Origin of the sequence: Streptomyces sp. CB02400 (genome assembly GCF_001905725.1) — a bacterium.
GTDB lineage: Bacteria > Actinomycetota > Actinomycetes > Streptomycetales > Streptomycetaceae > Streptomyces > Streptomyces atrovirens.
In genome coordinates, this window is sequence record NZ_LIWB01000005.1 from 468,138 (window position 1) to 493,110 (window position 24,973).

Below are 24,973 nucleotides of genomic sequence, written 5' to 3' on the forward strand. Positions count from 1 at the left end.
CTCTTCATCGCTCACATCGTCCGTCAACTCATCCCTCAAAAGCGGTCATAGCATCACAAGACTGACTCAGTGTGCGCAAGTACCGCATATTCCGTGTTGAGTGCCAAACATGGACGTATGGCACAACAAAACCCCCCGCCGTCATGGCGGGGGGCTCCGGGAGACGGAGTGTCAGAATTCGTAGTCGGCGATCACCCACGTGGCGAACTCGCGCCACAGTCCGACACCCGCCTGGTGCTCCGGGTGCTCCACGTACCGGCGCAGCGCCTCCGCGTCCTCGAACGCCGAGTTGATGGCGAAGTCGTAGGCGATGGGGCGGTCGCTGATGTTCCAGGCGCACTCCCAGAAGCGGATCTCCGGGATCTTGCCGTCCAGCGTACGGAAGGCCTCCACGCCCTCCACGACCCTCGGGTCGTCGCGCTCGACGCCCTCGTTCAGCCGGAAGAGCACCAGGTGGCGGATCATCACTTTCCTCCGTTGGCCAGCCAGGTCATGAAGTCGCCGATGGCCTTCGCGGCCTCCGATATGCCCTCGAACCCTATCTGGACGTAGTCGGCCGCGGTCTCCGGGTCCGTGATGATCAGGTACAGCACGAAGACCACAAGGACGTAGACGGCGATCTTCTTCGCGTTCACCGCCACCGCGGCCCCCCTGTCACTGGTGTCACACGAGCATCGAGCGGCCCCATGATCGCACGAAGGGCCCCGTCTGACGACGGGGCCCTTCACCGGCGGTAGCGGAGGGATTTGAACCCTCGGTGACTTGCGCCACACTCGCTTTCGAGGCGAGCTCCTTCGGCCGCTCGGACACGCTACCGAGGGAGACCTTACAGCAAGGTGGTGCGTGGTTTGAAATCGGTATTCAGCGGTTCCGGAAGAACTCCGTGAGCAGCCGGGCGCACTCCTCGGCGAGCACGCCCTCGATCACTTCGGGGCGGTGGTTGAGCCGCCGGTCGCGGACGAGGTCCCACAGCGAGCCGACCGCGCCCGCCTTCTCGTCCCGGGCGCCGTAGACCACCCGGTCCACCCGTGACTGCTGGAGGGCGCCCGCGCACATCGTGCACGGCTCCAGCGTCACCACCAGGGTGCAGCCGGCCAGCCGCCACTCCCCGAGCGTCGCGGCGGCCCGCCGGACGGCGAGGACCTCCGCGTGGGCCGTGGGGTCGCCGACGGCCTCGCGCTCGTTGTGGGCGGCGGCCAGCACGGTGGTGCCGTCCGGGGCCAGCACGACGGCGCCGACGGGGACGTCCCCGCCCCGGACGGCCCGTGAGGCCTCGTCCAGGGCGAGCCGCATCGCCGCCCGCCAGGGGTCGCGTACCGGGTCCGGCGGTCCGGACGGGGTGGTGGTGGCCGGCACGGTCAGCGGACGGTCTCCAGGACCTCCGAGGCGCCCAGGGCGTCGGCGATCTCGGTGACGGCGTCCTCGGTCATCGAACGCAACTCCTTCTCGCTCACGCCCAGGTCCTCCAGGACCTGCGCGTCACCGACCGGCCCGTGCGGCACGGCGTCGGCGCCGCCGGCGGACGCGGCGCCGTCGTCCGTGCCGTCGTCCTCGTCGTCCGGTTCACCGTCCTCCGTGCCGTCGAGGTCGAGGGCGTCCAGGTCGGTGCCGTCGTCGCCGGGTTCCCGGCCGAGCAGTTCGTCGGTGAGCAGGATCTCCCCGTAGCTGCTGCGGGCGGCGGCGGCTGCGTCGGAGACGTAGACCCGAGGATCCTCCTCGCCGTCCACGCGGACGACACCGAACCAGCCGTCCTCCTGCTCGATCAGCACGAGCACCGTGTCCTCGTCGGGAGATGCCTCCCGGGCCAGGTCGGCCAGATCCGACAGGGTTTCCACATCGTCGAGCTCCGTGTCGCTCGCTTCCCACCCGTCTTCGGTGCGCGCGAGCAGTGCGGCGAAGTACACCGTGACTCTCCCACTGGTCATAGGCGTGCCGGTTGGGGGTCCCCCCGGCGGAGGTGTTGCGGGCGGGGAGACGGCGCTCCGAGCCCCACCCACTCGGAATCGTGGCAGAAACAAGGCCATCAGGGGACGTCTTCGGCTCCCTGTGTCCGGCATTTTGATCGCAGTACGCCGAGTGCGCCCACGAAGGACTCACCAGCGCACTCCTTGCCGCCACGTGCGGATCGTACGCGGACTCACGCGCCTTCCCCGCACGGGCACTTCGGCAAACGTGTGCGCGTGGCGCGATCTTCCCGCGGCCGGGTGCGATTTTCTCCGGTGCGGCTTGTCGGCGGAACCCGGTGCGGCCTGTCGGCGGAATCCGGTGCCGGCTACCAGCGGAAGGTGCGCATGCGCATCGCGTGGCGCAGCCGGGCGGCCTTGGCGCGGCGCGGCTGGACCCGGTCGCGCAGTTCCCGGGCCTCGGCGAGGTCGCGCAGGAACCGGGCGCGTCGGCGCCGCCGCTCGGCCTCCGTCTCCGTCCCTGCCGGATCGGGTGTCCCGCGCGGCGACGGATCGTCTCGGTTGTCCTGCTCAGGCATCGGTTCACCACCCCAGTCCGTCCCTCCCACCTTCCCCCGGACGGGCGGTTTGACGCCAGCGAACGAGTGATGGGCGCACGGGGGGCTTGCCGTGCGCGGGGACGCCGGGCCTGCCGGGCCCGGTTAATGTTGACGCCATGCGTCTCCACGTCGTCGACCACCCCCTGGTCGCCCACAAGCTCACCACGCTGCGCGACCAGCGCACCGACTCCGCGACCTTCCGCCGTCTCGCCGACGAGCTGGTCACCCTGCTCGCCTACGAGGCCACGCGCGACGTGCGCACCGAACAGGTCGACATCCAGACGCCGGTCGAGCGGACCACGGGTGTCAAGCTCTCCCACCCGCGCCCGCTGGTGGTGCCGATCCTGCGGGCCGGTCTCGGCATGCTGGACGGCATGGTCCGGCTGCTGCCGACCGCCGAGGTGGGCTTCCTCGGCATGATCCGCAACGAGGAGACGCTGCAGGCATCGACGTACGCCACCCGGATGCCGGAGGACCTCTCCGGGCGTCAGGTCTACGTCCTGGACCCGATGCTCGCCACCGGCGGCACGCTGGTCGCGGCGATCCAGGAGCTGATCCGGCGCGGCGCGGACGATGTGACCGCCGTGGTGCTGCTGGCCGCGCCCGAGGGCGTCGAGATCATGGAGCGCGAGCTGGCCGGCACCCCGGTGACGGTCGTGACGGCGTCGGTCGACGAGCGGCTCAACGAGCACGGCTACATCGTGCCGGGCCTCGGTGACGCGGGGGACCGGATGTACGGGGCGGCGGAGTAGGCCCCGCGCCCCCGCGGCTCAGTAGCTCTTCTCCGGCTCTTCGTAGCTCTTCTTCGGTTCAGCAGTTCTTCTTCGAGGCGGGCGTCGCCTTGGGTTCGGCCAGTGCGGTCAGGGCCCGGTCGGCGTCCGCCTTCGTCGTCAGGGTGTTGAATCCGTCGCCGATGATCAGGTCGACCTCGGTGCCCTTGCGGGCGGGGTCGGTACGGCGTTCGGCGTCGGCGAGCTGGGTGCCGAGCACCGGCAGCGAGGTGTCGAGGGCGGCGGCGGGCCCGAGGAGCACGCCGGTGCCCTTGACCTTCTTGTCGTACTCCTTGGTCGCGTTGCCGATCTCGCCGATCTTGAAGCCGCGCTTCTTCAGCTCGTCGGCGGTCTTCTGGGCGAGTCCGCTGCGGGTCGTGGCGTTGAGGACGTTGACCGTGATCGTCCCGGGCCGGGGCAGCGCCTTCGGGACGGTCGTACGGCTCACCGTGTCGGCGCAGGCCGCCTTGGTGCCGTTCGCGGAAGCGGAGCCGCCGCCGCCGGTGAACACGTCGATGAGCTGGAGCGTGCCCCAGCCGCCCACGCCGAGCACGGCTGCGGAGGCGACGGTCAGGACGACGAGCCTGCCGCGCCGCCGGGGCCGGCGCATCCGCGGGTACTTGTCACCCGTGATCCGGTACTGGCCGCCCATGCCGGGTGGAGTGAGCATGCTCATGGGCGCAGCGTAGTGCGCTCGGGCGGCAATGCATACCAGATGATCATCCGACTGGGCGCAGCCCGACCCGAAAGGGTCAAACCGGGCCGCGCGGGGGGACGCCGGTCGAGCGTCAGTCCAGTTCGAGGACGCGGGCGTGCAGCACCTGGCGCTGCTGGAGCGCGGCCCGCACCGCGCGGTGCAGCCCGTCCTCCAGGTACAGATCGCCCTGCCACTTCACGACGTGCGCGAAGAGGTCGCCGTAGAAGGTCGAGTCCTCGGCGAGGAGGGTCTCGAGGTCGAGCTGCTGCTTGGTCGTCACGAGCTGATCGAGGCGGACCGGGCGCGGCGCGACGTCCGCCCACTGCCGGGTGCTCTCCCGGCCGTGGTCGGGGTACGGCCGGCCGTTTCCGATGCGCTTGAAGATCACACGGAAAGCCTACCGGTCAACGCGTTCCGGGCGCAGCCATGGCGACGCAGTGCGACGCCGGAAAAGGCACCCGAATACGGGGCGAAACGGGATGGTGATCTGATATGACCGATCACGGGACCGAGCCATCGACCACCGCTTCCGAGACCCCCGGCCGTTCTTCCGCCCTCCCTGAGGACTGAGGGAGGCTTCCGTCCGCTTCCCGGAATCCCTCGCGGCCGTTGCTGCGGCCTCTCGCCGGGCTGTGGGACGCGTGCCGGGTCGCTTGCCGAAGCCGGGGGTTCCTCCGGTCGTCCCGGCGGCTCCCCGCCGTCGGCGGCGTCCCGGCGGACGGCTTCGGCGGCATCGTCGTAGTGCTCCGCGAGGTACCGGCACGCGGCGAACGCCTCGGGGCGTACGCCGCGATCTCGTGTGCGGCCGGATCGTCCGCGGCGAGCCGACCGCGTTCCGGCTCAGTTCGCGCGCCAGTACCCCAGTGCGTGCACCCGCTGCTTCGGCACGTCCAGTTCCTTGCGTACGAACGCCGACAGCGCGCGGGTGGTCGCGGTGTCGCAGGCGATCCACACGTACGGGTCGGGGGTGGACCGCAGCAGCTCGGGCAGGTCGGTCCGGACCTGTTCGAGCAGCGCCGCCCCGGCCCCCGACCGGGGCACCTCGCGCACCTCGATCCGGTCGGGTTCGGCCCGGAAGGGCAGCCCGTCGAGGGTGCCCTCGAACCAGACGGTCGCCGGAGCCGCACCCAGCGCGCCGAGCAGCGAGTTGATGGCCGGCAGCGAGGCCGGGTCGCCGATCGCGACGATGTGGGAGGGGCCGGGGTCCGGCTCCTCGAACCCCGTGCCCTGCACGGTCGCCTCGATGGTGTCGCCGGGCTTCGCCGCCCTGGCCCAGTCGCTGGCGCACCCCTCGTGCAGGGCGAACTCCAGGCTGAAGGTGCCGGCCGCCGGGTCGGGGTCGACCAGGGTGTACGCCCGCTGGTGCGGCTTGCCCGCGTTGTCGAACCACAGCCGCACCCACATCGTCGGGTGGACACCGGTCGCCGCCAGCATCCCGCCGTCGGTGAAGCGCACCCGCCGGTAGTCGGCGGTGACGTCCTCCGCGCCGGTCACGGTGAACGTGAAGTCCTTCGCGCGGAACAGTTTGAGGACCGCGCCCTCCCAACCCCGCCCCTGCCCCATCGTGTCTTCACCCTTCGCGTACGATTTCGCCACGGTTCACTTAGGGGAGCCTAACCTAATGGGAAATGAGGGCACAGTGGGTGGCGAGATCTTCCGGGACCCCTGGGGCGTCCCCCATCTGCGCGCGGGGAGCGCGAACGAGCTCGCGTACGCCCAGGGCCGGGTCACCGCCCTCGACCGGGCCTGGCAACTCGAGGTCGAACGGCACCGCGCGCAGGGCACCTCGGCCTCGTTCCTCGGCCCCGAGGCACTTCCCTGGGACCGTTTCGCCCGCCGCGCCCGCCTGGCCGACACGGCCCGCCACTGCTGGACCGAACTGCAGCGGACGGACCCGGAAACGGCGGAGTGGGTACGGGCGTACGTGTCCGGTGTGAACGAGGGCCTGGCATCCGCCGGTGAGACGGACTCCGGCCCGGCGCCCGCGTCGGACGGCAGCTCCGCCGTGAGCGGGACCGGCTCGGCGGACCACCCCGCCGGGGCCCCGGCCGGGCAGGCCGGCAGCGGGGGCCCGGTGTCCGAGGCCGCCCCCGAGTTCGCCCGCGCGGGCCTTCGTCCCGGTCGCTGGGAGCCCTGGACCCCGCTCGCGGTCTGGCTCTCCACCCACATCCTGTTCGCCGGCTTCCCCGCCAAGCTCTGGCGGGCGCACGTCACCGCCCACCTCGGAGCGGACGCCGTGGGCCTGTTCGCCTCCGACGGTCCCGGCACCGCCGGCAGCAACGGCTGGATGGTCGCCGGGGGCCGTACGACCACCGGGCACGCGGTCATCGCCGGGGACCCGCACCGCTTCATCGAGGACCCCGGCGTCTACCAGCAGATCCGCCTGTCCTGCCCGGAGTTCGACGTCGTCGGCCTCGCCGTGCCCGGCGTCCCCGGCATCGCCCACTTCGGCCACACCGGCACGGTCGCCTGGGCCATCACCAACGCCATGGCCGACTACCAGGACCTCTACCGCGAGCGGCTGCGGCGCACCGGCGCCGGGGTGGAGGCGCTCGGCCCGGACGGGACGTGGCACCGTGCCGCCCGGCACACCGAGACCGTCGAGGTGGCGGGCGAGGAACCGGTCGAGGTCGAGGTCATCGAGACCGACCGCGGCCCCGTCGTCATCGGTGGCCCCGAGGGCCTCGACGACGGCGTGCCCGAGCCCGGTGAGCCCCCGCTCGCCGTCGCCCTGCGCTACCCGCCCCGCGTCACCGGCGACCTCGGCTTCGGCGCCCTGCTGCCGCTGCTGCGGGCCCGCCGGACCGCCGACGTGGACCGGGCCGTCGACCTGTGGGCCGAGCCGGTCAACGTGGTCATGGCCGCCGACACCGAGGGCGGCACCCTGCACCGGGTGGCCGGCCGGGTCCCGGTCCGCTCCGAGGCGAACGGGACCCGCCTGGTGCCCGCATGGGAACCCGGCCACGAGTGGCGGGGCTGGCACGAGCCGCCGCGCGCCGGACTGACCGACGGTGTCGCGGTCATGGCGAACCAGCGCGGCCCGGCGACCCCGCTGGGCGTCGAGTTCGCCCCGCCGCACCGCGCCGACCGCATCACCGCCCTGCTGGCCCGGCAGACCCGCTGGTCCGCCGCCGACATGTCCGCCATCCACATGGACACCCACCTCGCCTCCGCCACCCCCCTCCTGAACCTCCTCGCCACCCTCGACGGCCCCACGCCGAACGCCCCCGCTGCCGCTGCCGCGGTCGCGGTCGACGGCTCGGGCGGCCCTGTTGCCGGGAGTGACGGCTCGGGCGTGAGCGCTCCTGCCGCCCCGCTCGACGACTCGGCGTCGAGTGGTCCCTCCGCCGACCTGAGCGCCCCTGCCCTCGCTGCCGCTGCCGCTGCCGCTGCCGCTGCCGCGGTCGACGGCTCGGGCGGCCCTGTTGCCGGGAGTGACGGCTCGGGCGTGAGCGCTCCTGCCGCCCCGCTCGGCGACCCGGCCACCAGCGGCCCCCTCTCCACCCCCGCCGCCACCCTGCGCGACCGTCTCCTCCAATGGGACCGTCGGATGGACGCGGACAGTGCCGACGCGGCGCTCTTCGCGGCCGTGCGGGGCGCCGTCGTGCGGCGGCTCGCCGCTCACCCCGCCTTCGCCGCGGCCGCCACGCCACCCCCGTACCCCGAGGTCTTCCGCCCCTGGCTCGCCCTCGTCCCCCGCGTCGGCCACGCCCTCGAACACCTCCTCTCCGCCGAGGAACTGTTCGGCGTCGACCGCCCGGCGGTGGTCCGCGCGGCGCTGGAGGAGGTGGCCGCCCGGCCGCCCGCCGGCACCTGGGGCGACACCCACCGCCTGGCCCCCTGGCGGGCGCTGCCGCCGACCACGCCGTACGACGAACCCGGCCTCTCCGGCGACCACGACTGCGTGCTGTGCACCTCCCCCGTGCCTGGTCTCACCGACCTCGCCGCGCGCGGCCCGGCCGCCCGCTACGTCTGGGACCTGGCCGACCGGGAGAACAGCCGCTGGGTGGTGCCGCTGGGCGCGTCCGGCGTACCCGGCTCACCCCACCACCGAGACCAGCAGCCCCTGTGGCTCGCCGGAGACCTGGCCCCGGTCCTCACCGACTGGGCACAGCTGAAGAAGGAGACCGATGTCTGACCCGTACGCCTCCCGCGCCGCCGTCCACGAGCAGGCGGTCGACGGCTTCGGCACCGTACGCGTCCTGCCGCTGGACCCGGCCGCCGACGCACCCCTCCTGCACCGCTGGGTGAGCGAGGAACGCGCCGTCTTCTGGGGCATGAACGGCCTCACCGCACAGCGGGTCGCCGAGATCTACGCCCACATGGACACCCTCGACACCCACCACGCGTACCTCGTCCTCAAGGACGGCGAACCCGCCGCGCTGCTCCAGACGTACGAACCGGAGGCCGACCGCGTGGGCGACTGCTACCCCGTCGAACCCGGCGACATCGGCGTCCACCTGCTGCTCGCCCCCGCCACCGGAACCGGGAGTCCGCGCCCCGGCTGGACCGCCGCTCTGACGGGCGTCCTGACCGCGTACGTCCTGCTCGGCCTCGACCGGAAGCGCATAGTGGTCGACCCGGACGTGGCCAACGAGAAGGCCGTCGCCCGCTTCCTCAAGCAGGGTTTCACCGCCGGCCCCGTGGTCGTACTCCCGGAGATCGACCTCCCGGACGTGTACCTGCCCGAGAAGAAGGCACAACTCGCCTTCCTCACCCGCGAGGTAGCCTTCGGCGGGTGACCCCCGACGACTTCGTCGCCCACTACGGACTGGAGCCGATCCCCCGCGAGGGCGGCCGGTTCCGGCAGACCTGGGCCGGTCCCGCACGCCCCGACGGCCGCCCCGAGGGCACCGCCATCATCGCCCTGCTCACCGACGCCCCCGGTGACTTCTCCGCCCTGCACCGCCTGCCCGCCGACGAGATCTGGCACTTCCACCTCGGCGACCCGCTCCACCTGCTCCTCCTCGCCCCCGACGGCACCGCCCGTACCCCCGTGCTCGGCCCGGACGTCCTCGGCGGCCAGCACCTCCAGCTCACCGTCCCGGCCGGCACCTGGATGGGCGCGCGGGTGGCGGCGGGCGGCGCCTGGACGCTGTTCGGCTGCACGATGGCACCCGGCTTCACCTACGAGGGCTACGAGCACGGCGACGCGGCGGAACTGACGGCGCGCTACCCGGACCGGGCGGCACTCATCGTGGAACTCTGCCGTCCATGAGCCAAAAGGGTCTGCTCGACGGCCAGGTCGCCCTGGTCACCGGCGCGGGCGGCGGTATCGGCCGGGGCGTCGCGCGGCGGTTCGCCGAGGAGGGCGCGGCCGTCGCGCTGCACTGCCGTACGGCGACGGCCTCCGCGCGGGAGACCGCCGACCGCATCCGGGAGTCGGGCGGCGAGGCCGTCGTCCTCCAGGCCGACCTCACCGACGAGGACGCCTGCCACCGCGTGGTGGCCGAGGCGGCCGACCGGCTCGGCGGCCGGCTGACCGCGCTCGTCAACAACGCCGGCGTCCAGCCGGTCCAGGAGCTCGCCGGAATGACGGCGGCCGAATGGCGCACGGTCGTGGACACCAACCTGACCACCGTCTTCGCCTGCACCCAGGCGGCGGCGGAGCTGATGCGGGACGCCGGAGGAACCATCACCCACATCGCCTCCGTCGAGGCCCACATCCCGGCGCCCGGCCACGCCCACTACACCGCCTCCAAGGCGGCGGTGGTGGCGCACGCCCGCGCGGCGGCCCAGGAGTACGGCCCGTGGGGCGTGCGCGTCAACACGGTCTCGCCCGGCCTGATCGACCGGGAGGGCCTGGCCGACGCCTGGCCCGAGGGCGTACGACGCTGGCGGCAGGCGTCCGCCGTGGGCCGGCTCGGCCGCCCGGAGGACATCGGCGACGCCTGCGTGTTCCTCGCCTCCCGGCTCGCGTCCTGGGTGACCGGCCACGACCTGGTGGTGGACGGGGGAGCCACGGCCCGGCCGACCTGGTGAGCACACCGGGCCCGCCATCCGTACGTAACCCGGAGCGGGACGGCCGGGAGGCGGGTACGACGTGGAGCGACGGCGGAGCGAGGCGGCGGACGATGGCGGACGACACGGAACCCCGAACAGTCGCGGACCCCGGCGACTTCAAGGGCTGGTGCTGCTGGGCGCCCTGCTGGTCCTGCTCGTCCTCGGCGGCGCGGCCCCGGCGAGCGCCCACGCCGCCCTCCGCGGCAGCGACCCCGAGGGCGGAAGCGTCGTCAAGTCCGCGCCCCGCCACCTCACCCTGACCTTCACGGAGTCCGTCGGCCTGCTCGACGACTCCTTCCGTGTCTACGGCCCCGACAACCGCCGGGTCCACCTGGGCGAGCCGCAGCACGCGGACGGCGCCTCCGACACCGCCCGCGCGGACCTGCCCGGCGGTCTCGCCGACGGCACGTACACGGTGGCCTGGCGGGTCGTCTCCGCCGACAGCCACCCGGTCTCCGGCGCCTTCACCTTCTCCATCGGCACACCCTCGCCCACCCCGCCCGCCGCCCCCGCGGACCACGCCGAGCACCCGGTCACCAAGAGCCTCTACGACACCGGCCGCTACCTCGCGTACATCGCCGCCGCGCTGCTCATCGGCACGGCGGCGTTCGCGGCGCTGTGCCGGCCACCGGACCCCGCCCCGCTGCGGCTGCCGCTGCTCACCGGCTGGTGGACCCTGCTGACGGCCACGACCGCCCTGCTCGTCCTGCGCGCCCCGTACGAGAACGGCACCTCACCGGCGACCGCCCTCGACCTCTCGGCGTTCACCGACACCCTCACCGGCCGCCCGGGCATCGCCCTGCTGACCCGCCTGGCCCTGCTGCTGGTGGCAGCGCTTCTCGTACCGCTCCTGAGGCGCCGCGACCCGCGGACCCGCCTGCCGGCCGGCGCGGCGATCGCGATCGCCCTGGCCCTGACCTGGGCGGCGGCCGAACACGCCTCCGCCGGTATCCAGGTCCCGTCGGCCATGACGTCGTCCGTGCTCCACCTGCTGGCGACGGCGTGCTGGCTCGGCGGCCTGGCCGCCCTCCTCCTCACCCTCCACCGCGCGAAGACCCCGCCGCCGACCGCCACGGTCACGCGCTTCTCCCGCCTGGCCCTCGCCTCGGTGACCGTCCTCGTCGTCACCGGCGTCTACCAGTCCTGGCGCGGCCTCGGCTCCTGGTCCGCCCTCACGGAGACGTCGTACGGCCGGACCCTGACCGTCAAACTCGCCGCGACGCTCTTCCTGCTGTTGGCGGCGGCCCTGTCCCGCCGCTGGACGGCCCTTCTGGCGACACCGGCGACGGTGGAGGAACGCGTACCGGAACTGGTGGGCGCGCCCGGAGCCCCTCCGGAGCCAAGGCCAGTGATCTCACCGACGGACGAACCGGGGGACCGCCACCGCCGAGCCCTGCGCCGCTCCGTACTCGCCGAAGTCGTCGTGGCGGTGGTCGTCCTGCTGGTCACCACGGTGCTGACCGGCACCCTCCCCGCCCGCGCGGAGGCGGAGGCGGCCAAGGCCCCCGAGCCGCAGGTGGCCGGCCTCCCCGGCGCGGAGGCGTTCACGGTCCCCTACGACGTGGGCACCCCCGGCGGCCGGGGCACGGTGCAGCTCACGATGGACCCGGGCCGGGTGGGCGAGAACGGCCTCCAGGCGGTGGTCTTCGGCCCCCGGGGCGCCCTGACCTCCGTACCGGAACTCCGTGCCTCCTTCACCCTCGCGGCGAAGGACATCGGCCCCATCGACGCGAAACTGACCGACCGAGGCGGCTACTGGGCCACCAACGACCTCGACCTCCCCCTCGAAGGCACCTGGACGATGAAACTGACGATCCGGGTCTCCGAGGTGGACCAGGTGAGCGGGACGCGGCAGGTGGAGATCACCCGCTGAACACGTGCCGGGCCGTCAATGACGCGTGACACGTAAGGATTTCGTCATCCGCCACGCTGTTCCGGACGGCCGGTCCGCCCCGTTGGATGGGAGCCGAGACAGGTGATCCCCAGGAAGGCGAAGGACATGGGACGGGTGCGGAGCGCGCTGGTCAGGCCGTGGACGGTCGGGGTGCTGATGGTGGCGGTCGCCGGGGCAGGCTTCGGGCTGTACTGGTTCCAGCCGTGGAAGCTGTGGCAGGACGAGACGGTGCAGGAGGCGCTGCCCGAGGCGCCGGCAGCCGTCTCGACACCGCCTGCCGGGGGACCGTCCGGGGCGGAGTCCACCCCGCCTCCGGCCGGCCCGGCGACGCTGGCGAGCGGCGAGTTGATCAGCCACGAGCACGCGACGTCCGGCACGGTGAAGTTCGTGCGGCTGTCCGACGGCAGTCATGTGGTGCGCCTGGAAGGGCTCGACACCAGCAACGGTCCCGACCTGCACGTGTGGCTGACCGACGCGCCGGTGAAGGAAGGACGCGCCGGCTGGCACGTCTTCGACGACGGCCGGTACGTCAGCCTCGGCAAGCTCAAGGGCAACAAGGGCAGCCAGAACTACGCCGTGCCCGAGGACATCGACCCGTCCCGCTACACCAGCGTCAGCATCTGGTGCGACCGCTTCGACGTCTCCTTCGGAGCGGCGGAACTCACCCGCGCCTGACGGCCGGGCCGGACGTCACGACACCGCGTCACGCCGTCCCGCAGCGACTGCGGAGGAGTTCCACACCGTCGCCTTCGAGATCGTCGCAGTACGCCGCGCGCCCGGTCATGGCCATGATCAGGGCCAAGGTGGGGCCGGACACGAGAGGCCCGGAACCGGTCGCGAACGGGCCGTCGTCCGCCACGAGTCTCAGGCCCCCGATGCGTCCCTTGGCGACGACCACGAGATCCGTGCCCTGGTAGTACTCGGCCGTCTCCGTGACGACGTCGATCGGATGGTCGCGGCGGATGCCCAGCGGACGCCGGATGTCCTCCCCGTGCACGACCGTCTCGCCCAGCATGGCGATGGCGGGCAGGAGAGGCTTGGTCGTGCTCGGGACGACGCGCCGGAAACGCCCGAGGGTCTCGCCCGGGGTCGCGCCGAGCTGCTCGGCCAGCCGCACGGCCACCTGCTTGTCGAAGTCGAACCGGCAGCGGATCACACCCGCCAGCCAGCGCACGGTGTCGAGACTCGCGCCCGCGGTCAGGTGCGCCAGCACCTCACGTACCGTCAAACCGTCGCAGAGCGAGGGCGTCGTCCACTGCTCGTCCGTCAGCCCCGCGAGATCGGCCGCCAGCGCCGCCCGTTCGGCGCGGATCAAGGGCCAGACCCCGGTCTCACGATGGCGGTCTGCTGTCAGTGCCGGATCAGTCATACGAAGGAAGACCCTTACCTCGGAGCAAAGTCATCGTTCATGAGCGATCTTTGTCCGCGAGCCCGAGGCCTGACGGTACGTGACCGGTTTGCGGTGGTCGCGGACGGCGAGTACGGCTTCGCGGGCGAGGGCGGCGGCGCGGGCGGTGCGGCTGCCTCGTGGGGGTGCCTTGCGCGCTGTGGCCCGGCGCGACGGTACGGCAGCCCCGGCACAGGCCGCCGATGAAGGCGGCAGGGCGGCCGGTCGCGCCGCACTCGGTGCGCTCCGGCATGAGGCGGCCGTGGAAGCGGGGTTCGGGAGTGTCGAGCCGTGGACGGCGTAGGCACGGGTGGCAGCTTGTCCCGTAGGCGGCGGGTGAGGGGCTCCCGGACGAAAGGTCCGGCCCCGCGCTCCCCCGTACCCTGTCCCCGTGCCGTCCTCCCGCCTGCATCGTGTCGCCGTTCTCGTGCTCGTGGGGGCGAAGCCGCTCGACGTCGGTATTCCCGCGCAGGTCTTCACGACCCGCGCGAGCATGCCGTACGAGGTGCGTGTGTGCGGGGCGGCGCCCGGGCTGGTGACCGGTGGCGACGGGCTGTCGTACTACGTCGCCCACGGTCTCGACGCGCTCGCGTGGGCCGACATCGTCTTCATCCCCGGCTACCGGTTCCCGGACCGCGACGACCCGCCGGGGGCCGTCGTCGACGCGCTGATCGCGGCCCACGCCCGGGGCACGCGGCTCGCCGCCATCTCGACGGGCGCCTTCGCGCTCGCCGCCACGGGCCTGCTCGACGGCAGACGCGCCACGACGCACTGGCACTACACGCGGGCGCTCGCGGCGAAGCATCCGCTCGTCCGGGTCGACGAGAACGTCCTGTTCGTCGACGAGGGCAGCGTGCTGACGTCGGCGGGCGCCGCCTCGGGCATCGACCTGTGCCTGCACATCCTGCGCGGCGACCTCGGAGTGGCCGCGTCGAACCACGCGGCCCGGCGCCTGGTCGCGGCCCCCTACCGCAGCGGCGGCCAGGCGCAGTACGTACCGCGCAGCGTGCCCGAGCCGCTCGGCGAGCGGTTCGCCGCCACCCGCGAGTGGGCGCTGCACCGGCTCGGCGAGTCCCTCACCCTCGAGGTGCTCGCGCGGCATGCGGGGGTCTCGCCGCGCACGTTGTCGCGGCGCTTCGTCGAGGACACGGGGTACACGCCGATGCAGTGGGTCATGCGCGCCCGCGTCGACGTGGCCCGTGAGCTGCTCGAGCGTTCGCAGCGGAGCGTGGAGCAGATCGCCGCCGACGTCGGTCTGGGCACCGGCGCGAATCTGCGGCTGCACTTCCAGCACATCCTCGGCACCACGCCGAGCGAGTACCGGCGCACTTTCGCCCAGGGCGAGTAGCCCGTCGGCACGTGGCGCGATCCTTTTGAACCATGGCGATCGCGCCGCTGTCACGGGCGGACGCCGCACGCGACGCTGGTGGCGAACCGCAGGGATCACAGGGACCGAAGGGACACCCCTCATGACGCGCATCGCGATCAACGGATTCGGCCGCATCGGACGCAATGTGCTGCGCGCACTGCTCGAACGCGACAGCGACCTCGACATCGTCGCCGTGAACGACCTCACGGAGCCCGCCACCCTCGCCCGGCTGCTCGCCTACGACACGACGGCCGGCCGGCTCGGCCGCCCGGTGACCGCAGACGGGGACGCCCTCGTCGTCGACGGCCGTCGCATCAAGGTGCTCGCCGAGCGCGAACCGGCGCGGCTGCCCTGGGCCGAGCTCGGCGTGGACATCGTGCTCGAGGCGACCGGCCGCTTCACGTCGGCCAAGGCCGCCCGTGCCCACCTCGACGCCGGCGCGAAGAAGGTGCTCGTCGGTGCGCCGTCGGACGGCGCCGACGTCACGCTCGCGTTCGGGGTCAACACCGGCGCGTACGACCCGGACGTGCACACGATCGTCTCGAACGCCTCGTGCACGACCAACGCGCTCGCGCCGCTGGCCGCGGTGCTCGACGAGCTCGCCGGCATCGAGCACGGCTTCATGACGACGGTGCACGCCTACACGCAGGAGCAGAACCTGCAGGACGGTCCGCACCGCGACGCCCGCCGCGCCCGTGCCGCCGCCGTCAACATCGTGCCGACCACGACGGGTGCCGCCAAGGCGATCGGTCTGGTGCTGCCGAACCTCGACGGCAAGCTGTCGGGCGACTCGATCCGGGTGCCGGTTCCGGTGGGCTCGATCGTCGAACTCAACACGACCGTCGCCCGCGACGTGACGCGCGACGAGGTGCTGGCGGCGTACCGCGCGGCGGCGGAAGGCCCGCTCGCCGGCGTCCTCGAGTACTCGGAGGACCCGCTCGTGTCGTCCGACATCACGGGCAATCCTGCCTCGTCGATCTTCGACTCGGCCCTCACCCGTGTCGACGGCCGTCACGTCAAGGTGGTCGCCTGGTACGACAACGAGTGGGGCTTCTCGAACCGGGTGATCGACACGCTCGGGCTCCTCGCCACCCGCTGACGGGAGGGAGCAGGGCGGCCCCGTTCCGCCGTCCGCTTCCGGAACCGCGACCGTACACGTCGAAGGGCCCCCTGTTTCCAGGGGGCCCTTCGACAACGTGCCCGGTGAGGCACTGGCGGAGGATACGAGATTCGAACTCGTGAGGGGTTGCCCCCAACACGCTTTCCAAGCGTGCGCCCTAGGCCTCTAGGCGAATCCTCCGGTGGGAACATTACATGACCGAGAGGAGTGCTCGCGAACTCGTTCCTCGCCCGCGACATGGGGTAGCCTCTGGCGTAGCCCCTCACGCGGCGCTATCTGATTGAACTCCCCCAGGGCCGGAAGGCAGCAAGGGTAGGTCGGCTCTGGCGGGTGCGTGGGGGGCGCCTGTGTTCCGGGCGTACGGGCCGGTTGTCAGTGGACGCCTATAACCTCGTATGCGTGTCGTCTCTCGCGTTGTACCGCCGCTACCGCCCGGAGTCCTTCGCCGAGGTCATCGGGCAGGAGCATGTCACCGACCCGCTGCAGCAGGCGCTGCGGAACAACCGGGTCAATCACGCGTACCTGTTCAGCGGTCCGCGCGGGTGCGGCAAGACGACCAGCGCGCGGATCCTGGCGCGGTGCCTGAACTGCGAGCAGGGCCCGACCCCGACGCCGTGCGGGGAGTGCCAGTCCTGCCGTGACCTCGCGCGCAACGGACCGGGTTCGATCGACGTCATCGAGATCGACGCCGCTTCCCACGGTGGTGTGGACGACGCCCGTGACCTGCGCGAGAAGGCGTTCTTCGGGCCCGCGGGCAGCCGCTACAAGATCTACATCATCGACGAGGCCCACATGGTCACGCCGGCCGGTTTCAACGCGCTGCTCAAGGTCGTCGAGGAGCCACCGGAGCACCTGAAGTTCATCTTCGCCACCACCGAGCCCGAGAAGGTCATCGGGACCATCCGGTCGCGTACGCACCACTACCCGTTCCGGCTGGTGCCGCCCGGCACCCTGCGGGACTACCTCGGTGAGGTGTGCGGCAAGGAGGACATCCCCGTCGACGAGGGCGTGCTGCCGCTCGTCGTGCGGGCCGGTGCCGGGTCCGTGCGTGACTCGATGTCCGTCATGGACCAGCTCCTCGCCGGTGCGGGTGAGGACGGTGTGACGTATGCCATGGCCACCTCCCTGCTGGGGTACACGGACAGCTCGCTGCTCGACTCCGTCGTCGAGGCCTTCGCGACCGGTGACGGTGCCGCCGCCTTCGAGATCGTCGACCGGGTGATCGAGGGGGGTAATGACCCGCGGCGGTTCGTCGCCGATCTGCTGGAGCGGCTGCGGGACCTCGTCATCCTCGCCGCCGTGCCCGACGCCGCAGAGAAGGGGCTCATCGACGCCCCCGCCGACGTGATCGAGCGGATGCAGGCACAGGCCGGCACCTTCGGGGCCGCCGAGCTGAGCCGCGCCGCCGACCTCGTCAACGAGGGGCTCACCGAGATGCGCGGCGCCAACTCGCCGCGCCTCCAGCTCGAGCTGATCTGCGCCCGCGTACTGCTGCCCGCCGCCTACGGCGACGAGCGCTCGGTCATGGCCCGGCTGGACCGGATCGAGCGCGGGGTGAACTTCTCCGCGGGCGGCGCCGGTGCCGGCATGCCCGCCGTGGCGTACGTACCCGGGCCGGAGGCCCACGGGGGGGCGCCGGGGCAGGGCTTCGTCGAGCCGGGGGGCGGTCCCGCTGCCGCCCGTGCGGCGGTACGAGGGCCCGGTCCCGCTCCTGTTCCGGCGCCGTCCGCCCCCGCTCCCGCGCCCGCTCCCCCCGTCCCGCAGGTTCAGCAGCCCCCGGCGCCCGCCGCCCCGGTGCCGTCCGAGGCTCCGCCCGCGCCCGGTGCTCCCAGCGCCCCCGGTGCCTGGCCCACCGCCGCCTCCGCCGGTGGCGGCCGCCGGCCGGGCGGCTGGCCCACGGCCGCCCCGGCGGGCGGGGCCCAGTCCTCGGCCTCGGCCCCGGTCGGCGCCCCCGCGCCCCCACCTGCCGCCCCCCAGGCGGCCCCCGCGCCCGCGCCCTCGGGCGGTGGCGGCGGTGGGCTCGACCCCCGCATGCTCTGGCCGAACATCCTGGAAACGGTCAAGAACCGTCGTCGCTTCACCTGGATCCTGCTCAGCCAGAACGCCCAGGTGACCGGCTTCGACGGCACGATCCTCCAGATCGGCTTCGTGAACGCCGGCGCGCGGGACAACTTCCTCAGCAGCGGCAGCGAGGACGTACTGCGTCAGGCGCTGGCCGAGCAGTTCAACGTGCAGTGGAAGATCGAGGCGGTCGTCGACCCGTCCGGCGGCGGGGGTGGTGGCGGGGGCATGGCGGCACCGGCCGCGGTCCCGGCCGGGCCACCCGCCGGCGCCCGTAACGGCGGCGGTGGCGGCGGCTACGGCGGTGGCGGCGGGTACGACGGCCCCGGAGGCGGTCAGCGGCCCTCCGCCCCCCAGGCGAGCGCCCCGGCCGCCGCACCCGCGCAGCCGACGAGTACCCCGCCGCCCGCACCCGCCCCGGCGCCCCGCCCGTCCGCCCCTGAGCCGCCGCCCGTCTCGCCCGAGGACGACGTTCCCGAGGACGACGACCCCGACCTGGACGAGTCCGCCCTCTCCGGGAAGGACCTGCTCGTCCGCGAGCTGGGCGCGACGGTCGTCGAGGAGGTCACGAACGACTAGGTGTTCGGAGGAACGCACGAACGGCGTCCGCTCGTCCCTTCGGAAGCCCGCACAAAACGAACCCGCCGTCTCCCGTTAGGCTGACCCCCGTGAAGGTCCTCGTCATCGGCAGCGGCGCCCGCGAACACGCCCTGTGCCACTCCCTGTCCCTCGACCCCGACGTCACCGCGCTGCACTGCGCCCCCGGCAACGCCGGCATCGCCGGGGTCGCCGAGCTGCACCAGGTCGACGCCCTCGACGGCGCGGCCGTGTCCGCGCTGGCCGCGCGGCTCGGTGCGGACCTCGTGGTGGTCGGCCCGGAGGCGCCCCTCGTCGCCGGTGTCGCCGACGCCGTGCGCGACGCGGGCATCCCGGTCTTCGGCCCCTCCAAGGAGGCCGCGCGGCTCGAGGGCTCCAAGGCCTTCGCGAAGGACGTCATGGCGGGGGCCGGCGTGCCCACCGCCCGCAGTTACGTCTGCACGACGCCCGAGGAGGTCGACGCGGCCCTCGGCGCGTTCGGCGCCCCGTACGTCGTCAAGGACGACGGGCTCGCGGCCGGCAAGGGCGTCGTCGTCACCGACGACGTCGAGGCGGCCCGCGCGCACGCCGGTGCCTGTGAGCGCGTGGTGATCGAGGAGTTCCTCGACGGCCCCGAGGTGTCCCTCTTCGCGATCACCGACGGCGAGACGGTCGTACCGCTCCAGCCCGCCCAGGACTTCAAGCGCGCGCTGGACGGCGACGAGGGTCCGAACACCGGTGGCATGGGGGCGTACTCCCCGCTGCCGTGGGCCGACCCCAAGCTGGTCGACGAGGTCATGGAGACGGTTCTCCAGCCGACCGTCGACGAGATGCGGCGCCGTGGCACCCCGTTCTCCGGGTTGCTCTACGCCGGTCTGGCGATCACCTCGCGCGGTGTCCGCGTGATCGAGTTCAACGCCCGCTTCGGCGACCCCGAGACCCAGGTGGTCCTGGCCCGGCTGAAGACCCCGCTGGGCGGCGTGCTGATGGCCGCCGCCACCGGCAACCTCGCCCACCTGGAGCCGACGCGGTGGAGCGACGAGGCCGCGGTCACCGTGGTCGTCGCCTCGCACAACTACCCCGGCACCCCGCGCACCGGCGACCCGATCACGGGCCTGGACGAGGTCGCCGCCCAGGACGCCCCGCACGCGTACGTGCTGCACGCGGGGACGAAGCGGGACGGTGACGCGGTCGTCAGCGCGGGCGGGCGCGTGCTGTCCGTCACGGCGACCGGCAAGGACCTCACCGAGGCACGCGACCGCGCCTACCGCGCGGTGTCCCGCATCGGCCTCGACGGCTCCCAGCACCGTACGGACATCGCGGCGAAGGCGGCGCGGGAGGCGCAGGACGCGTAAGCCGGACGGGCCGGTCCCCGTCCCGGCTCCGATGAACCCCGCAGGCCCCGGATCCGTCTCAGGATCCGGGGCCTGACCCTTGCCGTCCGTCATTCACCTTTCCCCAAAGCCATTCCATCGAGTGAGCGATGCGCCATCCGGCTGACGAGAACCGGGGCCCCAACTATGGTGCCGCGCAAGCGTTCCGGCACTTGGCCCATCGGCATTGCGATGTCAGTGGCGGGTGCCACAGTGGGGGAGTGGGCAACGCCGAGACAGCGTCAGGACCGCCGGGAGGGAGGTGAGGACGGGCCATGAGCGGAAGCGGAACGGGAGCGGAGGCGGGCGCGCGGACCGCGCGGTCGCACGCGCTGGCCGTGCTGCGCGTCCGGAGCCGGGCACTGGCCGTCGCCCTGCTGCCGGCCGCCGTCGCCGTGATCCTGCTCGTCGGCGGGTCCACCGGCCATCTGCCGGGCGGCGGCTGGGACCTCGCCCGCCGGCTCCTCACACCGGTCGCGGTGCTGGTCCTGCTCGTCGCCGCCGGTGTCGCCCTGGTCGTCGTACGGGCCCGGCCCGCCATGAGCCCCACGGTCCCGATCGCCGAGGACGCGGCCCCGGACCTGTACCGGATGGTGCGCGACCTCGCCGACCGGCTCGACGTCCCCGCCCCCTCCGCGATAGCGCTCACCCCGGACTGCGACAGCTGGCTGGAGGACCGCACCCATCCGGCCCACGGCCCCCCGCCCGCCGAGGAGCACGGCGACATAGCCGGTGCGGGGCAGCCCGTCCGGGGCAGGGCCGCTGCCGCGCCCGTGCTGGTGATCGGTTCCCCGTTCCTGTGGTGGATGCGGGTGGGCGAGCTGCGCGCGGTCCTCGCCCCGGTCGTCGCCGGTACGGGACCGTCGGCGCACCCGGACATAGCCGCCGCCCGGCGCTTCGTGCGGGGGCTGGACGCCGCGGTGGCCGTGTCCTCGGCGCCCCGCCGGGGGCCGGTGGTCCGCGGGGTGCTCGCGGGTGTCGGCCGGGTCGCCCGTCTGCTGCTGCGCGGCTGCCGGGGGCATGCCGCCGAGATGGAGCGCGGGGTCGCCGCGGCGGCGGCCGAGCGTGCGCAGGCCGTGGACTACGGGCTGCGGATCGTCGCCCAGGAGCAGGTGGGGCTGGCGTACGCGGGCTGGGACCGGCTGCTCACCCGGGTGGCGCTGCCGGCCTGGCGGATGGGCCGCTGGCCCTCGCGGCTCAACGCGGGAGTGGTGGCGGCGCTGACCGAGCTGTCCCGCCGGGACCGGCTGGCGGAGGGCTTCGCCTCCCGTCTCGGCGAGCGTCCCGCCTGCGACCTGCTGGAAGAGCCGGGCACGGTGGACGAGGCCGCCTCGCTCCTCGCCGCCCGCCTCTTCCACGGCGGGCCCGCGGAAACCGGCCCGGACTGGTCCCCGGTCCACTGGGGCGACTACCCGGAGGAGGTCGTCGACCGCAAGTGGCGCACCGACGCCGCCCGCCTCCACCGCGTCCTGGACGCCCTCCACGTCCCGCCCGCCCCCGACGAGCCCTCGGCCCCCGGCGGCCCCACCCTCGCCCGGGTCCTGACCCACCTGACCACCCCACCCACCCGCCCTACGGCCCCCGGCCCCCTTACGGCACCCACGGACCGCGACCCGTCCACGAAGCCGCCCCCGCCCACGGAGTCCGCCTCACCTGCGGATCCCGGCCCTCTTACGGCACCCACCTCACCCACGGACCGCGCCCCGTCCACTGAGCCGCCCCCGCCCGGGGAACCCGCCCCGCCGATGGATCCGGCCCCGTCCACGGAACCTGCCCCGCTGACGGCCGCTGCCCAGCCCACGAGGTCCGCCCCGCCCACAGTGCCCGCCTCACCCAGGGATCCCGCCTCGTCCGAGTCCCACCCGTCCGGCGGCTCCGCCACCCCGTTCACGGACCGTGCCTCGTCCACGGAGCCCATCCGCCCTGCGGACCCCGGCCCTCTTACGGCGCCTGCCTCACCCACGGACCGTGGCTCGTCCACTGAGCCGTCCCCGCCGACGGAGCCTGCCGCGCCTGCGGAACCCGCCCCGCCGATGGATCCGGCCCCGTCCACGGAGCCCGGTTCACCCGCTGGGCCGGTCACGGATCTCGGTCTGTCTTCGGCTCCCGATCCCGACGACGAGGACCTGGCCGGTGCCACCACCCGCAGTGCCGCTCTCGCCGTCCGGCTGAGTGCCGAGCTGGCCCGGGAAGAGACGGCAGGGTCCTCTGCTGCCGGCGCGGGCACCGTCCCCCTCCGGGACGACCAGGCGCTCCCCCTCTTCCCGCTCCAGCCCCCGCGCACCGCGCGTGAGCTGCTCGCCGATCACATCGCGGCGATGGTCTGCTGCGCCGCGATGGACACCGCGGGTGCCACCCCCGGCCTCGACTGGCTCGACGGCCCCACGCTTATCCTCGGCGGCGCACGGGCCACCGACCTCTCCTCCCAGGTCCTGGTCCTCATCGAGGACGGCGATCCCTCCGCCCTCCGGCTGTGGCTGACCCGGCAGGGCATACGCCCCGAGAAGCCCGTACGGCTCGTCTGAGCCGGCGGCCCCCTCCCCCGGAGCTCCGGAGCTCACCCTTCCGTTTTCGGTCAATTCAAGACGAACGGTGACGGAAGGCGTGCGCAATGTGATGTGCTTGGACCGTTCGCGCCCCCTGGCAAGAGCGCGCGACATACGACAACCACATAACACCAGGGAGGGGAGCGATCATGGGTTCGGAGCAGATCCGCCGCTGGGAATCGGGAGCACTGGCGCACGCCGTGAACGACCCCTTCGGACAGGGCCCCCTCCCGTGGCTGCGCGGCAGCGAGACGTACTTCGGCGACAGCGGCCAGGTCGTCCCCTGGTACGTGGACCCGGAGCCGTACACGGACACGGAACGGGCCGCTGCCGCCCGCGTCCCGAAACGGGGCGGCCCGAGGATCCCCGCCCCCCGTGCCTCCTCCGACTCCGTCGGGCCCCGCGCCGCCGACGACGTGCACCGCCAGATCAAGGGCTTCGCCTCCACCGGCGCGGTCGCCCCCGGCGAGTCCATCGACTTCCACATCACCGTCGACCCGCCCCAGCCGTTCGACGTCGACGTCTACCGCATCGGCCACTACAGCGGCCACGGCGCCACCAAGATCACCTCCAGCCCCCGCCTCTCCGGCATCGTGCAGCCGGCGCCCCTCACCGCCGACCGCACCGTCTCCTGCCACCACTGGTGGCTGTCCTGGCGGTTACCGGTCCCGTCGTACTGGAGCGTCGGCGCGTACGTCGCCGTCCTCACCACCGCCGACGGCTACCGCTCGCACATCCCGTTCACCGTCCGCGACAGCCGCCCCGCCGACCTCCTCCTGGTGCTGCCCGACGTCACCTGGCAGGCGTACAACCTCTACCCGGAGGACGGCCGTACCGGCGCGAGCCTCTACCACGCCTGGGACGAACAGGGCAGGCTGCTCGGCGAGGCCGACGCCGCCACCACCGTCTCCTTCGACCGCCCGTACGCGGGCGCCGGCCTCCCGCTGCACGTCGGCCACGCCTACGACGTCATCCGCTGGGCCGAGCGCTACGGCTACGACCTCGCCTACGCCGACGCCCGCGACCTGCACGCCGGCCGGATCGACCCCGCCCGCTACCGGGGCCTGATCTTCCCCGGCCACGACGAGTACTGGTCGGCCCCCATGCGCACCGCCGTGGAGCACGCCCGTGAGCACGGCACGTCCCTCGTCTTCCTCTCCGCCAACACCATGTACTGGCAGGTGGAGCTCGCCCCCTCCCCGTCCGGCCCCGCCCGCCTGCTGACCTGCCGCAAACGCCAGGGCCCGGGCAAACCGACCCTGTGGCGGGAACAGGACCGCGCGGAGCAGCAGCTCCTGGGCATCCAGTACGCGGGACCCGTCCCGCAGCCGCACCCGCTGATCGTCCGCAACGCCTCCCACTGGATGTGGGAGGCGACCGGCGCGCAGGAGGGCGACGGCATCGAGGGCATGGTCGCGGCCGAGGCCGACCGCTACTACCCGCGCACCCCGCTGCCCGAGCACGAGGAGCGCGTGCTGCTCGCCCACTCCCCGTACACCGACCGCCGGGGCGTCCGCCGCCACCAGGAGACGTCCCTCTACCGGGCCCCCTCCGGCGCCTGGGTCTTCGCCTCCGGCACCTTCGCCTGGTCACCGGCCCTGGACCGCCCGGGTCACGTCGACCCCCGCGTCCAGCGCGCCACCGCCAACCTCCTGGACCGCATCTGCAAACGCGACTGACCCCGGGCCACGACCGTTCGCCCCATACGGGAGAATCGAGTCACTTGGAAAGAACCACAGGGAGAAACCGTGTCCGGATTCGTCGAAAAGCCCGAGCCGATCCAGGTTCCGGGTCTGGTGCATCTGCACACCGGCAAGGTGCGCGAGCTGTACCGGAGCGAGGCGGGCGACCTCGTGATGGTCGCCAGTGACCGCATCTCCGCCTACGACTGGGTGCTGCCGACCGAGATCCCCGACAAGGGCCGGGTCCTCACCCAGCTCTCTCTGTGGTGGTTCGACCAGCTCGCCGACCTGCTCCCCAACCACGTCCTGAGCACCGAGCTCCCGGACGGCGCCCCCGCCGACTGGGCCGGCCGCACCCTGGTCTGCAAGTCCCTGAACATGGTCCCGGTGGAGTGCGTGGCCCGCGGCTACCTCACCGGCTCGGGCCTGGTCGAGTACGACGAGTCCCGTACGGTCTGCGGCCTCGCCCTCCCCGAGGGCCTGGTGGACGGCTCCGAACTGCCCGCCCCGATCTTCACCCCGGCCACCAAGGCCGCCGTCGGCGAGCACGACGAGAACGTCTCCTACGAAGAGGTCGCCCGCCAGGTCGGCGCGGAGACCGCCGCCCAGCTCCGCCAGGCGACCCTCGCCGCCTACTCCCGCGCCCGGGACATCGCCCGCGACCGGGGCATCATCCTCGCGGACACCAAGTTCGAGTTCGGCTTCGACGGCGAGCACCTGGTCATCGCGGACGAGGTGCTCACCCCGGACTCCTCCCGCTTCTGGCCGGCCGAGCAGTGGGAGCCGGGCCGCGCGCAGCCGTCGTACGACAAGCAGTTCGTGCGGGACTGGCTGACCTCCGCCGAGTCGGGCTGGGACCGCAGGAGCGAGCAGCCCCCGCCGCCGCTGCCGGAGCACATCGTGGACGCGACCCGCACCAAGTACGTGGAGGCGTACGAGCGCCTGACCGGCACCACCTGGAGCTGAGCGCACGACGAAGGCCCCGGTCGATC

The 24,973-nt window shown here is 73.2% G+C and carries 23 protein-coding genes, 2 tRNA genes and 1 other RNA gene; 15 read left to right on the plus strand and 11 right to left on the minus strand.

Annotated features, from left to right (window positions below):
• Positions 1-171: 171 nt before the first annotated feature.
• The 6 genes from AMK33_RS15740 to AMK33_RS15760 all read right to left on the minus strand — a co-directional run bounded on the left by AMK33_RS15740 (position 172) and on the right by AMK33_RS15760 (position 2,482).
• Positions 172-465 carry a Dabb family protein gene (locus AMK33_RS15740; protein ID WP_073933418.1) on the minus strand — a complete coding sequence of 98 codons (294 nt, stop codon included), beginning with the start codon at positions 463-465 and terminating at the stop codon, positions 172-174.
• The gene (locus AMK33_RS41400; protein WP_107425113.1) at positions 465-641 is read right to left on the minus strand and encodes a hypothetical protein; all 177 of its coding nucleotides are present in this window, start codon (positions 639-641) and stop codon (positions 465-467) included. Before AMK33_RS41400 ends, AMK33_RS15740 begins: the two co-directional genes overlap by 1 nt.
• A 90-nt stretch (positions 642-731) precedes the next feature.
• Positions 732-816 (minus strand) — tRNA-Ser (locus AMK33_RS15745).
• A gap of 45 nt (positions 817-861) precedes the next feature.
• The gene (tadA, locus tag AMK33_RS15750) at positions 862-1,293 is read right to left on the minus strand and encodes a tRNA adenosine(34) deaminase TadA (RefSeq protein ID WP_235618112.1); all 432 of its coding nucleotides are present in this window, start codon (positions 1,291-1,293) and stop codon (positions 862-864) included.
• 65 nt (positions 1,294-1,358) lie between these two features.
• Positions 1,359-1,904 (minus strand): tRNA adenosine deaminase-associated protein, encoded by a 546-nt coding sequence (locus tag AMK33_RS15755; protein WP_073933420.1) that lies wholly within the window; start codon positions 1,902-1,904, stop codon positions 1,359-1,361.
• A 368-nt stretch (positions 1,905-2,272) separates the two neighbouring features.
• Positions 2,273-2,482 carry a hypothetical protein gene (locus tag AMK33_RS15760; protein WP_073933421.1) on the minus strand — a complete coding sequence of 70 codons (210 nt, stop codon included), beginning with the start codon at positions 2,480-2,482 and terminating at the stop codon, positions 2,273-2,275.
• A 137-nt stretch (positions 2,483-2,619) separates the two neighbouring features.
• On the opposite strand from AMK33_RS15760, the gene upp reads away from it, so the two are divergent.
• Positions 2,620-3,255 (plus strand): uracil phosphoribosyltransferase, encoded by a 636-nt coding sequence (gene upp / locus AMK33_RS15765; RefSeq protein ID WP_030850262.1) that lies wholly within the window; start codon positions 2,620-2,622, stop codon positions 3,253-3,255.
• Between the two features lie 58 nt (positions 3,256-3,313).
• Here the strand turns inward: upp and AMK33_RS15770 are convergent, their stop codons facing one another.
• From AMK33_RS15770 to AMK33_RS15780, 3 genes are all read right to left on the minus strand, one after another.
• Positions 3,314-3,925, minus strand: coding sequence for a LytR C-terminal domain-containing protein (locus AMK33_RS15770; RefSeq protein WP_073933422.1), 612 nt, complete (start codon positions 3,923-3,925; stop codon positions 3,314-3,316).
• Between the two features lie 136 nt (positions 3,926-4,061).
• A complete protein-coding gene (locus AMK33_RS15775; RefSeq protein WP_004943146.1) occupies positions 4,062-4,358 on the minus strand; it encodes a type II toxin-antitoxin system VapB family antitoxin in 297 nt (98 codons plus the stop codon).
• 452 nt (positions 4,359-4,810) lie between these two features.
• Positions 4,811-5,533: a siderophore-interacting protein gene (locus AMK33_RS15780; protein WP_073933423.1), complete on the minus strand. Its 723-nt coding sequence runs from the start codon at positions 5,531-5,533 to the stop codon at positions 4,811-4,813.
• A gap of 76 nt (positions 5,534-5,609) precedes the next feature.
• Here AMK33_RS15780 and AMK33_RS15785 point away from each other — a divergent pair, with 76 nt between their 5' ends.
• The 6 genes from AMK33_RS15785 to AMK33_RS15810 all read left to right on the plus strand — a co-directional run bounded on the left by AMK33_RS15785 (position 5,610) and on the right by AMK33_RS15810 (position 12,542).
• Positions 5,610-8,108, plus strand: coding sequence for a penicillin acylase family protein (locus AMK33_RS15785; RefSeq protein ID WP_158075125.1), 2,499 nt, complete (start codon positions 5,610-5,612; stop codon positions 8,106-8,108).
• Positions 8,101-8,712 carry a GNAT family N-acetyltransferase gene (locus AMK33_RS15790; RefSeq protein ID WP_073933425.1) on the plus strand — a complete coding sequence of 204 codons (612 nt, stop codon included), beginning with the start codon at positions 8,101-8,103 and terminating at the stop codon, positions 8,710-8,712. Before AMK33_RS15785 ends, AMK33_RS15790 begins: the two co-directional genes overlap by 8 nt.
• On the plus strand, positions 8,709-9,188 hold the full coding sequence (locus tag AMK33_RS15795) for a cupin domain-containing protein (RefSeq protein ID WP_073933426.1): 480 nt from the start codon (positions 8,709-8,711) through the stop codon (positions 9,186-9,188). Before AMK33_RS15790 ends, AMK33_RS15795 begins: the two co-directional genes overlap by 4 nt.
• Entirely contained in the window at positions 9,185-9,952 is a 768-nt protein-coding gene (locus AMK33_RS15800; protein WP_073933427.1) for an SDR family NAD(P)-dependent oxidoreductase, read from the plus strand. The genes AMK33_RS15795 and AMK33_RS15800 overlap by 4 nt, the downstream gene beginning before the upstream one ends.
• Positions 9,953-10,100: 148 nt before the next feature.
• Positions 10,101-11,846: a copper resistance CopC/CopD family protein gene (locus tag AMK33_RS15805; protein WP_073933428.1), complete on the plus strand. Its 1,746-nt coding sequence runs from the start codon at positions 10,101-10,103 to the stop codon at positions 11,844-11,846.
• Between the two features lie 126 nt (positions 11,847-11,972).
• The gene (locus AMK33_RS15810) at positions 11,973-12,542 is read left to right on the plus strand and encodes a DM13 domain-containing protein (protein WP_073933429.1); all 570 of its coding nucleotides are present in this window, start codon (positions 11,973-11,975) and stop codon (positions 12,540-12,542) included.
• A 28-nt stretch (positions 12,543-12,570) separates the two neighbouring features.
• Here the strand turns inward: AMK33_RS15810 and AMK33_RS15815 are convergent, their stop codons facing one another.
• On the minus strand, positions 12,571-13,236 hold the full coding sequence (locus AMK33_RS15815) for a maleylpyruvate isomerase family mycothiol-dependent enzyme (RefSeq protein WP_073933430.1): 666 nt from the start codon (positions 13,234-13,236) through the stop codon (positions 12,571-12,573).
• 409 nt (positions 13,237-13,645) lie between these two features.
• Between AMK33_RS15815 and AMK33_RS15820 the strand changes: the two genes are divergently transcribed.
• Positions 13,646-14,602: a GlxA family transcriptional regulator gene (locus AMK33_RS15820; RefSeq protein WP_073933431.1), complete on the plus strand. Its 957-nt coding sequence runs from the start codon at positions 13,646-13,648 to the stop codon at positions 14,600-14,602.
• A gap of 121 nt (positions 14,603-14,723) precedes the next feature.
• Complete coding sequence (gene gap, locus AMK33_RS15825; protein WP_073933432.1) at positions 14,724-15,722, plus strand: type I glyceraldehyde-3-phosphate dehydrogenase; 999 nt, start codon at positions 14,724-14,726, stop codon at positions 15,720-15,722.
• A 113-nt stretch (positions 15,723-15,835) separates the two neighbouring features.
• Here gap and AMK33_RS15830 read toward each other — a convergent pair.
• Positions 15,836-15,923, minus strand: a tRNA-Ser gene (locus tag AMK33_RS15830).
• 74 nt (positions 15,924-15,997) lie between these two features.
• On the opposite strand from AMK33_RS15830, the gene ffs reads away from it, so the two are divergent.
• The 6 genes from ffs to AMK33_RS15860 all read left to right on the plus strand — a co-directional run bounded on the left by ffs (position 15,998) and on the right by AMK33_RS15860 (position 24,947).
• Positions 15,998-16,092, plus strand: an RNA gene (ffs, locus tag AMK33_RS15835) — signal recognition particle sRNA small type.
• A gap of 50 nt (positions 16,093-16,142) precedes the next feature.
• A complete protein-coding gene (locus AMK33_RS15840) occupies positions 16,143-18,383 on the plus strand; it encodes a DNA polymerase III subunit gamma and tau (RefSeq protein WP_073933433.1) in 2,241 nt (746 codons plus the stop codon).
• Between the two features lie 89 nt (positions 18,384-18,472).
• Positions 18,473-19,735, plus strand: a complete 1,263-nt coding sequence (purD, locus tag AMK33_RS15845) for a phosphoribosylamine--glycine ligase (protein ID WP_073933434.1) — start codon at positions 18,473-18,475, stop codon at positions 19,733-19,735.
• Positions 19,736-20,028: 293 nt separating this feature from the next.
• On the plus strand, positions 20,029-22,278 hold the full coding sequence (locus tag AMK33_RS15850) for a hypothetical protein (RefSeq protein ID WP_073933435.1): 2,250 nt from the start codon (positions 20,029-20,031) through the stop codon (positions 22,276-22,278).
• Between the two features lie 170 nt (positions 22,279-22,448).
• Positions 22,449-23,978 carry a N,N-dimethylformamidase beta subunit family domain-containing protein gene (locus tag AMK33_RS15855; protein WP_073933436.1) on the plus strand — a complete coding sequence of 510 codons (1,530 nt, stop codon included), beginning with the start codon at positions 22,449-22,451 and terminating at the stop codon, positions 23,976-23,978.
• Positions 23,979-24,047: 69 nt separating this feature from the next.
• Positions 24,048-24,947, plus strand: coding sequence for a phosphoribosylaminoimidazolesuccinocarboxamide synthase (locus AMK33_RS15860; protein ID WP_073933437.1), 900 nt, complete (start codon positions 24,048-24,050; stop codon positions 24,945-24,947).
• Positions 24,948-24,973 lie beyond the last annotated feature (26 nt).